We start from the raw sequence: 11,031 nt of genomic DNA, 5'->3' as shown, positions 1-11,031 counted from the left end.
ACGGCGGCTATTATAGAGAATCCTGCGGCCTGACGAAACCGTTTGCGTGGAAATAAAATCATCGTCCATCTTTAACATTCGGTGTGACGCGACTCGCGAATCAGTTGCCAACTGGCGCAATCTTAAGCAAAATGCCGCTCATTCTATAGCAACCCGCATCGCTATCAGGGAAACAAACTGGTATCAAAGCGAATTAACTATTTGAAAAAACTAAAGATTAATTATCTGCTGATCGGCGTTGTAACGCTGTTGTTGGCAGCGGCCCTTTGGCCCTCAATCCCCTGGTTTGGCAAACCAGAGAATCGCATCGCCGCCATTCAGGAGCGGGGGGAACTGCGCGTCAGTACCATACTGTCGCCGCTGACCTACACCACGGTCAACGGCAAAGACTACGGCCTCGATTATGAGCTGGCCCAGCAGTTCGCCGACTACCTTGGCGTTAAGCTGAAAATCACCGTTCGCCAGAACATTAGCCAGCTCTTTGACGATCTGGACCACGGCGACGCCGATATGCTGGCCGCGGGGCTGGTTTACAACAGCGAGCGCGTGCAGAACTACCAGGCCGGCCCCACCTACTATTCCGTGTCGCAGCAGTTGGTTTATCGCGTCGGCAGCCCGCGTCCCCGCAGCCTGGGTACCCTCACCGCCGGGCAGCTTACCGTCGCGCCGGGCCAGGTCGTCATCAACGATCTGCAAAGCTTAAAAGAGAAGACGTTTCCTGAGCTCAGCTGGAACGTAGACGAAAAGCGCGGCTCGGTAGATTTGATGCAGGCGGTCATCGATGGCAAGCTCAGCTACACCATCGCCGATTCTGTCGCTATCGGTCTGTTCCAGCGCGTCCATCCAGAGCTGGCGGTTGCCCTCGACGTCACTGACGAACAGCCCGTCACCTGGTTTAGTCTGAAAGACAACGACAACACGCTCTCCGCGGCCATGCTCGACTTCTTCAATAATATGAATGAAGACGGGGCGCTGGCTCGCCTTGAAGAGAAGTATCTCGGCCACGGCGATGATTTCGACTATGTGGATACCCGCTCATTCCTGCGCGCGGTGGATAACGTGCTGCCAGACCTGCGGCCGCTGTTTGAGAAGCATGCCAGCGAAATCGACTGGAAGCTGCTGGCGGCCATTTCCTACCAGGAGTCGCACTGGGACCCGCAGGCCACCTCCCCCACCGGGGTGCGTGGGCTGATGATGCTGACGAAAAATACCGCGCAAAGTTTAGGCCTGAGCGACCGTACCGACGCGGAACAGAGTATCAGCGGCGGCATGCGTTATTTACAGGATATGATGACCAAAGTGCCGGACAGCGTGCCGCAGGAAGAAAAAATCTGGTTTGCGCTGGCGGCCTACAACATGGGCTATGCCCACATGCTCGATGCCCGTGCGCTAACGGCGAAACAGAAGGGGAATCCGGATAGCTGGGCTGATGTCAAACAACGCCTGCCGTTGCTGAGCCAGAAACCCTGGTACAGCAAGCTGACCTACGGCTACGCGCGCGGCCACGAGGCCTACGCCTACGTCGAGAATATCCGTAAATATCAGATAAGCCTAGTAGGCTATTTGCAGGAAAAAGAGAAGAAGGCCACCGAACAGATGGCGATTGCCGAGGCCTATCCGGCGGTCTCGCCGGATGAGCTAAACCGTAATCACTACGGCCTGTTTTCCTTTATGCCGACGCCGAACCACAGCGACGCGCTGTCATTCTTAATGTCGAAGCATAAATAAGTTATTCCGCCGGCAGATTTGCCGCTTTCGCCGCCTGCTTCAGTGCCTTCTGCTGCTGGCGGCGGTGGCGGAAGAAATCGCTTAGCATCGCCGAGCATTCATCGGCCAGCACCCCTTCCGTCATCTCAACGCGGTGATTCATTCCCGGGTGATGCAGCACGTCAATCAGCGACCCAGCCGCGCCGGTTTTAGCGTCGCGGGCACCGAACACCAGACTGCCGATTCGGCCGTGGACCATTGCGCCTGCACACATCACGCAGGGCTCCAGCGTGACGTACAGCGTCGTGTCAATCAAACGGTAGTTCTGCAATACCAGCCCCCCCTGCCGCAGCGCCATAATCTCCGCGTGCGCGGTAGGATCGTGACGGCCGATCGGGCGGTTCCAGCCTTCACCAATCACCTGATTGTTATGCACCAGCACCGCGCCAACCGGCACCTCGCCTTCTTCCCAGGCGCGTTTAGCCAGCACCAGCGCATGGCGCATCCAGTATTCATGGTTCTGTTCAATGTCAGACAACGTCGGGACTCCAGGTGATAAAACGCGGCGCATTATACACAATATCCATCAAAGCGCAGCGCCGCTATTCCAGCTGCTCCAGCTCGCCGTGCGGGGTTACGCGCCAGCGATGCTCACAGAAAAAGAGTAGCGGGTTATCCTGTTTACTGTCGCTGTATCCGCTGTATAAGCGCAGCGGTGCGCCCAGACGCAGCTCTAACTGCGCCACCTTCTCATGCCCCAGGCAGCGTACCGACAGCACGCGTCCACCACAAGCGCGCCGCATCTGACTGCCGATAAGATTCACCCGAGCCAGCCAGGGAGCGTCAGCGTAGACCCGCTCCACCAGCGTTTGCGGCGACCCGGTAATCAGCCAGACGTCAGCATCCTGATGCTGGAGATAGCTATCCAAACGCGCCTGTACCCTCGGGAACGGCGTGACCGTGGCACGAAACCAGATAATAAAGCTCGCTTCCAGCGCGTTGAGCGTCGCTTCGCGCCGCCCGAAGGTGCAGCCCCACAGCAGAACGCTCATCGGCCAGCGGGCCGCGCGGCCTTTGATCAGCATTGCGATGCCGATAAACGGCAGCAGCGGCAGCACCAGCAGCGCATTAAGCGGCAGACGGCGCAGCAGATAGCGGATGAACGCGCCAAACAGATCCTGCTGATGCAGCGTGCCGTCGAGATCGAAAAACACCACGCGGCGAGAATTGCGTGTCAAAGAAGCCTCCTGTATTCCTCACTGAGCAAGCCCACAGACTAGCAGATTGCCCGCCCGCTTTCGCCAAACGGCGTCTCAACGACGCTGGTGCACGAAAAGAGTTGCGTTTTTACCGACACATGGAATATTTAATTCGGTATATTCCGTTATAATAGAATACATAATTCTTTCCGACGAGCAGATTGCTGCTCTGGCGCAGCAGAGTTATCGCGTCCATGAGGTTGTTATGAATTGTTTAATCAGTATCCGTCAGCGTTACCCCCAGTTGGCGCAAAGCGACCGTAAGCTGGCGGATTTTATTCTGGTGCAGCCGGATCTGGCGCGTCACTTAAGCTCACAGCAGCTGGCAAGCCAGGCGGGTGTCAGCCAGTCCAGCGTCGTGAAGTTCGCCCAGAAGCTGGGTTTTAAAGGCTTCCCCGCGCTGAAGCTGGCGCTGAGCGAAGCGCTGGCCAGCAACGCGAATCCCCACTCGGTCGCGGTACATAACCAGATTTGCGGCGACGATCCGCTGCGCCTGGTGGGTGAGAAGCTGATTAAGGACAACGTGGCGGCGATGCACGCCTCTTTGGACGTCAACAGCGAAGACAAGCTGCTGGAGACCGTTAACCTGCTGCGTAACGCGCGACGTATCGTCCTGACCGGCATTGGCGCATCGGGGCTGGTGGCGCGTAACTTTAGCTGGAAGTTGATGAAAATTGGCTTTAACGCCGTGGCGGAGCTGGACATGCACGCCCTACTGGCCACCGTCCAGGCGATGACCCAGGACGATCTGCTGCTCGCAGTGTCCTACTCCGGCGCCCGACGCGAAATCAATCTCGCCGCCGATGAAACGCTGCGGGTGGGTGGCAAGGTGCTGGCCATTACCGGCTTTTCACCAAATACCTTACAACAGCGCGCAACCCACTGCCTGTATACCATTGCCGAAGAGCAGGCAACGCGCAGCGCTGCCATCTCTTCCACCAGCGCGCAGATGATGCTAACCGACCTGCTGTTTATGGGGCTGGTTCAGCAGGATCTGGAAAATGCACCGGAGCGTATTCGCCACAGCGAAGCGCTAGTGAAAAAGCTGGTGTGATCGGCGGTGCGATTACCACAGAAAAGGTATGGCCTGAGTGGAAAATGAGCGTATAATGCGCGCCCTGTTTATTTTGTTTCTGAGAAATTCCTGATGGCGCTGTTAATCACCAAAAAATGTATCAACTGCGATATGTGCGAACCGGAATGCCCAAATCAGGCCATTTCGATGGGTGATAGCATCTATGAGATCAACAGCGATCGCTGCACCGAGTGCGTCGGCCATTACGATACGCCAACCTGTCAGAAAGTGTGCCCGATCCCGAATACAATCCTGAAGGATCCGGCACATCCTGAGACGGAAGAACAGCTGTGGGACAAGTTCGTCGTGCTGCACCACGCGGATAAAATTTAGCTTTCGACGATCACCGTCGCGCAGGCGTAGTGGCGCTCATCGGCGAGCGTCACATGCATATGCGCCACGCCCATTCGCTCTGCCAGCAGCTTTGCCTCACCCCATAACCTCAGCTTCGGTTTACCCATCTCATCGTTGTAAACTTCAAACTGGTTAAACGCCAGGCCGTTACGAATACCGGTACCCAGCGCTTTTGAGGCCGCTTCTTTGACCGCAAAGCGCTTAGCCAGAAAACGCACCGGCTGCTGGTGCGTCTCCCAGATGGCCCATTCGTTATCGCTGAGCACCCGGCGTGCAAGGCGATCGCCGCTACGGGCAATGACCCCTTCAATACGGGCGATTTCGACGATATCGGTTCCGAGCCCCAGAATCGCCATTACGCGCGCGCTTCCAGCATCAGGCGTTTCATCTCGGCAACCGCTTCTTTCAGGCCGGTCATGACCGCGCGGCCAATGATCGCGTGACCAATGTTCAGCTCGTGCATCTCCGGTAGCGCCGCGACGGCTTTGACGTTGTGATAGGTCAGGCCATGGCCGGCGTTCACTTTCAGCCCCAGGCTGGCGGCATAGGTCGCCGCTTTCGCGATGCGCTCAAGCTCTTTTGCCTGTTCCGCATCGGTGGTGGCATCGGCATAGCAGCCGGTGTGAATTTCGATATACGGCGCGCCAACGTCGGCAGCGGCTTTAATCTGTGCGTTATCGGCATCGATAAACAGCGACACCAGAATACCGGCGTCGGCCAGGCGTTTGCAGGCATCGCGCATTTTGTCGAGCTGACCGGCAACGTCCAGACCGCCTTCGGTGGTCACTTCCTGACGCTTTTCCGGCACCAGGCAGCAGAAATGCGGTTTGGTTTCACAGGCGATGGTCAGCATCTCTTCGGTAACCGCCATCTCCAGGTTCATGCGAGTGTCCAGCGTCTGGCGCAGAATGCGCACGTCGCGGTCGGTGATGTGGCGGCGATCTTCACGTAAATGCACGGTGATGCCATCCGCACCGGCCTGCTCGGCGATAAATGCCGCCTGAACCGGATCGGGATAGGCGGTGCCGCGCGCGTTACGCAGGGTGGCAATGTGGTCAATATTGACGCCTAACAGTAATTCAGCCATGACAATCCTCGTGTTTTTATTTTTGCGATCTTTCCCCTCACGCAACCCTCTCTCTACAGAAGCAAAGCGCATGAGGCAATATAAGTTAACGCTTAGGCATAAACTGCCGGAATAATTCTCGGCTCTTCAACGGCTTCCCCCCAAGATACGGCTTTAGTGCCATACGGGTAAAGCGTTTCGCGGCGCGCAGCGAGTCCACGTCGGGAAATTCACGACTGGCCAGCGCTTTTAGCTGATGCCCGGTAAAGGTATTGTGATCGATCACGACGCTGGCAATAAAGCCTTTCTCTTCACGGTAGCGATAGGTCATGGTGTCTTCGACCTCATCCCCGCTGCCAGCGCAGTGGAGGAAGTCAACGCCGTAGCCCAAATGCCCCAGCAGCGCCAGCTCGAAGCGGCGCAGCGCCGGTTCAGGCGAACCCGTGGCGCCAGCCAGCGCCTGGATGCAGTGCAGGTAGTCAAAAAACAGCTCGGAAAAGCGGGTTTCGTGCTCAAGCACGCGCGACACCAGTTCATTGATGTACAGACCGCTGTATAGCGTGATGCCGCTAAGGGGAAGCGCCAGCGAAACGGCTTCGGCGCTGCGCAGCGTTTTCACTTCGCCACGACCGCCAAAACGGACTAACAGGGGGGTAAAGGGCTGAAGCGCACCTTTAAGGTTGGAGCGTTTGGAACGTGCGCCTTTCGCCACAAGGCGCACGCGGCCCGACTCTTCCGTGAAGACGTCCAGCATCAGGCTGGTTTCGCTCCAGGGGCGACTATGCAGAACAAAAGCGCGCTGCCAGCCCTCCATCGGGGTTATTCTCAGAGATCGTCGACGTAACCGAGACTGCGCAGCGCGCGCTCGTCATCCGCCCAGCCTGATTTCACTTTCACCCACAGCTCCAGGTGAACAGGCGCTTCGAACATCTCCTGCATGTCTTTACGGGCTTCAATACCGATGGTTTTGATTTTGGCGCCTTTGTTGCCAATCACCATCTTTTTCTGCCCTTCGCGCTCAACCAGGATCAGGCCGTTGATGTCATAACCCCCCCGCTCGTTAGAGACGAAGCGTTCGATTTCAACGGTCACCGAGTACGGCAGCTCTGCGCCAAGGAAACGCATCAGTTTTTCACGGATGATTTCAGAGGCCATAAAGCGCTGGGAACGGTCGGTGATGTAATCTTCCGGGAAGTGATGGGTCGCTTCCGGCAGATGCTTGCGCACGATTCCGGCCACGGTGTCCACGTTCAGGCCGCTCTCTGCAGAGATAGGCACGATGTCCAGGAAGTTCATCTGGCTGCCGAGGAACTGCAGGTGCGGTAACAGATCCGCTTTTTCCTGTACGTTATCGACCTTATTCACCGCCAGAATCACCGGCGCTTTGCCTTCGCGCAGCTTGTTCAGCACCATTTCGTCATCCGGCGTCCAACGGGTGCCTTCCACGACGAAAATCACCAGCTCAACGTCACCGATGGAGCTGCTGGCAGCTTTGTTCATCAGACGGTTGATCGCGCGTTTCTCTTCCATGTGCAGACCCGGGGTATCAACGTAGATAGCCTGGTACGCGCCTTCGGTATGAATACCGACAATACGGTGACGCGTCGTCTGCGCTTTACGGGAGGTGATAGAGATCTTCTGCCCGAGCAGCTTGTTCAGCAGTGTGGATTTGCCCACGTTCGGACGTCCGACGATGGCAATAAATCCGCAGTAAGTTTTTTCTTCGCTCATTCCAGCTCCAGCTTTTTCAGCGCCTGTTCGGCGGCAGCCTGTTCCGCCTTGCGACGGCTGGAACCTGTGCCGACCACCGGTTCACTCAGGCCGCTAACCTGGCAGTGGATAGTAAATTCCTGATCGTGTGCTTCCCCACGCACCTGAACCACCAGATAGGACGGCAGCGGCAGATGGCGGCCTTGCAGATACTCCTGCAAGCGTGTTTTTGGATCTTTTTGCTTATCGCCCGGACTGATTTCGTCCAGACGCGTCTGGTACCAGGAGAGGATTAGCTTCTCGACAGTTTGAATATCGCTGTCGAGGAACACCCCGCCGATTAACGCTTCAACCGTATCCGCCAGAATGGATTCCCGACGGAAGCCACCGCTTTTCAGCTCGCCCGGCCCCAAGCGCAGGCATTCGCCCAGCTCGAACTCACGGGCAATTTCAGCCAGCGTGTTACCGCGAACCAGCGTCGCGCGCATACGGCTCATATCGCCTTCATCCACGCGCGGGAAGCGGTGGTAGAGCGCGTTCGCGATCACGTAACTCAAAATGGAATCGCCCAGGAACTCTAAGCGTTCGTTATGTTTGCTGCTGGCACTGCGGTGCGTTAACGCCTGTTGCAACAGCTCCTGATGAAGAAAAGTGTAGCCCAGCTTCCGTTGAAGCCGATTAATTACGATGGGGTTCATGCGATACCAAAATAAATAAATGCGTCAAAAATGCAGCACACGAAACAGACCTGAGGAAAACCAACGCGGTTTCGTGTGCCGTGTCTCCCATAAGAGACATCCGAAACTTCGGGGGGATATTCTATACGCAACGACAAGGGATGTCGTTAGTTTGAATAGATTAAAACTAAATAATTCACGCAGCGCACACCAGGCCGCTGCGTGAAGACGAACAGAGGATTAGTGAATGCCACCGATGCGGCTCAAACGCACGCCGGTCGGCCACTGGCCCTCTTGTTTTTCGAAGCTCATCCAGATAGCGGTCGCTTTACCCACCAGGTTCGCTTCCGGCACAAAGCCCCAATAACGGCTGTCCGCGCTGTTATCGCGGTTGTCACCCATCATGAAGTATTGCCCCGGCGGGACGATCCAGGTTGCCAGCGGCAGACCGGACTGGTGGTAGTACATCCCAACCTGGTCCTGAGCGATAGGCACGGTCAGGATCCGGTGGTTAACGTCACCCAGCGTTTCCTGACGTTGATCCAGACGCACGCCATCGGCTTTACGCTCACCCTGCGGCATTTCGAAGAAGCCGCTGGTGGCTTCTCCGCCGTTGCTGCGGGAGAAGGTCTGTACAAAATCACTCGGCTCAACGTTGGAATAGGTCACCGGCAGCGCATTACCGCACGCCTGGCCGGAGCTGCAGCCTGGCTGAATGGTGACCTGCTTGGCGATCGGATCGTAGGTGACCTTATCTCCCGGCAGGCCCACGGTGCGCTTGATGTAGTCAAGGCGAGGATCTTCCGGGTATTTAAACACGACGATGTCGCCGCGCTTCGGATGGCCCGTTTCAATAATCGTCTTCTGGTAGATCGGATCTTTAATTCCATAGGCGAATTTTTCCACCAGAATAAAGTCGCCGATCAGCAGCGTTGGCATCATCGAACCGGAAGGGATCTGGAACGGCTCATAAATGAATGAACGGACGATCAGCACGATAGCCAGTACCGGGAAGACCGACGCGCCGGTTTCCAGCCAGCCCGGTTTCGGGCCGACTTTTTTCAGCGTTTTTTTATCCAGCGCTTCGCCGGTGGCAACCTGCGCCGCCGCCTGACGTTCCCGCCGTTTAGGGGCGAAGATAAATTTATCTACGCACCACAGGACGCCCGTCACCAGTGTGGCAATCACCAGAATCAGGGCAAACATGTTCGCCATGCCAACTCCTTAGAGATTATTTGTTGTCTTTACCAACATGCAGAATGGCAAGGAACGCTTCCTGCGGCAGCTCGACGTTACCGATCTGCTTCATGCGCTTTTTACCCTCTTTCTGTTTTTGCAGCAGCTTTTTCTTACGGCTGATATCGCCACCGTAGCATTTCGCCAGAACGTTTTTACGCAGCTGCTTCACCGTTGAACGCGCGATGATGTGCGTGCCAATGGCCGCCTGGATCGCGATATCAAACTGCTGGCGAGGGATCAGGTCTTTCATCTTCTCGACCAGTTCACGCCCGCGGCTCTGGGAGTTGTCGCGGTGGGTAATCAGCGCCAGCGCATCGACACGTTCGTTGTTGATGAGGACATCAACGCGCACCATGTCAGAGGCCTGGAAGCGTTTGAAGTTATAGTCCAGCGACGCATAGCCGCGAGAAGTCGACTTCAGACGGTCGAAGAAGTCGAGTACCACTTCCGCCATCGGGATTTCATAGGTCAGCGCCACCTGGTTACCGTGGTAAACCATGTTGGTCTGCACGCCGCGCTTCTCGATACACAGGGTAATCACGTTACCGAGGTACGCCTGCGGCAGCAGCATGTGACACTCAGCGATTGGCTCACGCAGTTCGTAGATGTTGTTCAGCGGCGGCAGTTTGGACGGGCTATCAACGTAGATAGTTTCTTTCGCCGTGGTTTCAACTTCGTAGACGACGGTCGGCGCGGTGGTGATCAGATCCAGGTCGTATTCACGTTCCAGACGTTCCTGAATGATCTCCATGTGCAGCAGACCGAGGAAGCCGCAGCGGAAGCCGAAGCCCAGCGCGGTTGAGCTTTCCGGTTCATAGAACAAGGAGGCATCGTTGAGGCTCAGCTTACCGAGCGCATCGCGGAAGTTTTCGTAGTCGTCAGAGCTGACCGGGAACAGACCGGCGTAAACCTGCGGCTTCACTTTTTTAAAGCCTGGCAGCGGTTTGTCTGCCGGGTTACGCGCCTGGGTCAGGGTATCGCCAACCGGTGCGCCAAGGATGTCTTTAATCGCACACACCAGCCAACCTACCTCGCCGCATTTCAGCTCGGTACGGTCAACCTGTTTTGGCGTGAAGATGCCCAGACGGTCGGCGTTATAAACCTGACCGGTGCTCATCACTTTGATTTTGTCGCCTTTACGCATGGTGCCGTTTTTAATACGCACCAGCGAAACCACGCCCAGGTAGTTATCGAACCAGGAGTCGATAATCAGCGCCTGCAGCGGGCCTTCCGCATCGCCTTCCGGCGGCGGAATGTCGCGTACCAGGCGTTCCAGCACGTCGGTCACGCCGACGCCGGTTTTCGCCGAGCAGCGAACGGCATCGGTCGCGTCGATGCCAACGATGTCTTCAATCTCTTCCGCTACGCGCTCAGGATCGGCGGCCGGCAGGTCGATTTTGTTCAGAACCGGCACGACTTCCAGATCCATTTCCATAGCGGTATAGCAGTTCGCCAGGGTCTGCGCTTCTACGCCCTGCCCGGCGTCAACCACCAGCAGTGCGCCTTCACAGGCCGCGAGGGAACGGGAAACCTCATAGGAGAAGTCGACGTGGCCCGGGGTGTCGATAAAGTTCAGCTGATAGGTTTCCCCGTCGGCTGATTTAAAGTCCAGCGTCACGCTTTGCGCTTTGATGGTAATGCCACGTTCGCGTTCCAGATCCATTGAGTCCAGAACCTGGGCTTCCATTTCGCGGTCGGAAAGGCCGCCACAAATCTGAATAATGCGGTCAGACAGCGTCGATTTACCGTGGTCGATATGTGCAATGATGGAGAAGTTACGTATATTCTTCATATATTAAAATATTTATGCCTTACGAATACTTTGAGGCCGCGGTACGGAGCCTGACATTATTGTCGTTCGAAAACGCCGCATTCTACACTACAACCGCGTAACCAGGAAATGCTCTTCCCGCAAGCATAGCGCTTCCTGCGAGCAGCGTTCCA

At 56.5% G+C, this 11,031-nt stretch carries 12 protein-coding genes; 3 read left to right on the top strand and 9 right to left on the bottom strand.

The genetic code is table 11. The features are described 5' to 3' along the window. The first annotated feature begins 201 nt into the window (after window positions 1-201). Entirely contained in the window at window positions 202-1,728 is a 1,527-nt protein-coding gene (gene mltF / locus H7R56_RS06495; RefSeq protein WP_106924061.1) for a membrane-bound lytic murein transglycosylase MltF, read from the top strand. 1 nt (window position 1,729) lies between these two features. On the opposite strand, the gene tadA is transcribed toward mltF, so the two are convergent. Next, window positions 1,730-2,278 (bottom strand): tRNA adenosine(34) deaminase TadA, encoded by a 549-nt coding sequence (gene tadA, locus H7R56_RS06490; protein WP_106924060.1) that lies wholly within the window; start codon window positions 2,276-2,278, stop codon window positions 1,730-1,732. Between the two features lie 31 nt (window positions 2,279-2,309). Then, window positions 2,310-2,945, bottom strand: a complete 636-nt coding sequence (yfhb, locus tag H7R56_RS06485) for a phosphatidylglycerophosphatase C (protein WP_106924059.1) — start codon at window positions 2,943-2,945, stop codon at window positions 2,310-2,312. A 226-nt stretch (window positions 2,946-3,171) separates the two neighbouring features. Between yfhb and H7R56_RS06480 the strand changes: the two genes are divergently transcribed. Both H7R56_RS06480 and H7R56_RS06475 read left to right on the top strand, forming a co-directional pair. Continuing rightward, the gene (locus tag H7R56_RS06480) at window positions 3,172-4,020 is read left to right on the top strand and encodes a MurR/RpiR family transcriptional regulator (protein WP_106924058.1); all 849 of its coding nucleotides are present in this window, start codon (window positions 3,172-3,174) and stop codon (window positions 4,018-4,020) included. A gap of 93 nt (window positions 4,021-4,113) precedes the next feature. Then, on the top strand, window positions 4,114-4,374 hold the full coding sequence (locus tag H7R56_RS06475) for a YfhL family 4Fe-4S dicluster ferredoxin (RefSeq protein ID WP_106924057.1): 261 nt from the start codon (window positions 4,114-4,116) through the stop codon (window positions 4,372-4,374). Here H7R56_RS06475 and acpS read toward each other — a convergent pair. The 7 genes from acpS to lepA form a co-directional block, all read right to left on the bottom strand. Further along, window positions 4,371-4,751, bottom strand: coding sequence for a holo-ACP synthase (gene acpS, locus H7R56_RS06470; RefSeq protein ID WP_106924056.1), 381 nt, complete (start codon window positions 4,749-4,751; stop codon window positions 4,371-4,373). The two genes, H7R56_RS06475 and acpS, sit on opposite strands and share 4 nt — an antisense overlap. Continuing rightward, window positions 4,751-5,482 (bottom strand): pyridoxine 5'-phosphate synthase, encoded by a 732-nt coding sequence (gene pdxJ, locus H7R56_RS06465; protein WP_035891302.1) that lies wholly within the window; start codon window positions 5,480-5,482, stop codon window positions 4,751-4,753. Before pdxJ ends, acpS begins: the two co-directional genes overlap by 1 nt. An 85-nt stretch (window positions 5,483-5,567) precedes the next feature. Next, entirely contained in the window at window positions 5,568-6,275 is a 708-nt protein-coding gene (gene recO, locus H7R56_RS06460; protein WP_106924055.1) for a DNA repair protein RecO, read from the bottom strand. Between the two features lie 11 nt (window positions 6,276-6,286). After that, entirely contained in the window at window positions 6,287-7,192 is a 906-nt protein-coding gene (gene era / locus H7R56_RS06455) for a GTPase Era (RefSeq protein WP_106924054.1), read from the bottom strand. Further along, complete coding sequence (gene rnc, locus H7R56_RS06450; RefSeq protein WP_064543445.1) at window positions 7,189-7,869, bottom strand: ribonuclease III; 681 nt, start codon at window positions 7,867-7,869, stop codon at window positions 7,189-7,191. Before rnc ends, era begins: the two co-directional genes overlap by 4 nt. Window positions 7,870-8,088: 219 nt before the next feature. Next, window positions 8,089-9,063, bottom strand: a complete 975-nt coding sequence (gene lepB / locus H7R56_RS06445; protein ID WP_106924053.1) for a signal peptidase I — start codon at window positions 9,061-9,063, stop codon at window positions 8,089-8,091. Window positions 9,064-9,079: 16 nt separating this feature from the next. Then, window positions 9,080-10,879 (bottom strand): translation elongation factor 4, encoded by a 1,800-nt coding sequence (gene lepA, locus H7R56_RS06440; RefSeq protein WP_106924052.1) that lies wholly within the window; start codon window positions 10,877-10,879, stop codon window positions 9,080-9,082. Window positions 10,880-11,031 lie beyond the last annotated feature (152 nt).

This window comes from Klebsiella sp. WP3-W18-ESBL-02 (assembly GCF_014168815.1).
Taxonomy (GTDB): domain Bacteria; phylum Pseudomonadota; class Gammaproteobacteria; order Enterobacterales; family Enterobacteriaceae; genus Kluyvera; species Kluyvera ascorbata_B.
The sequence above is the reverse complement of the archived record's forward strand: the minus strand, read 5'-3'. Positions and strand labels throughout refer to the sequence as shown.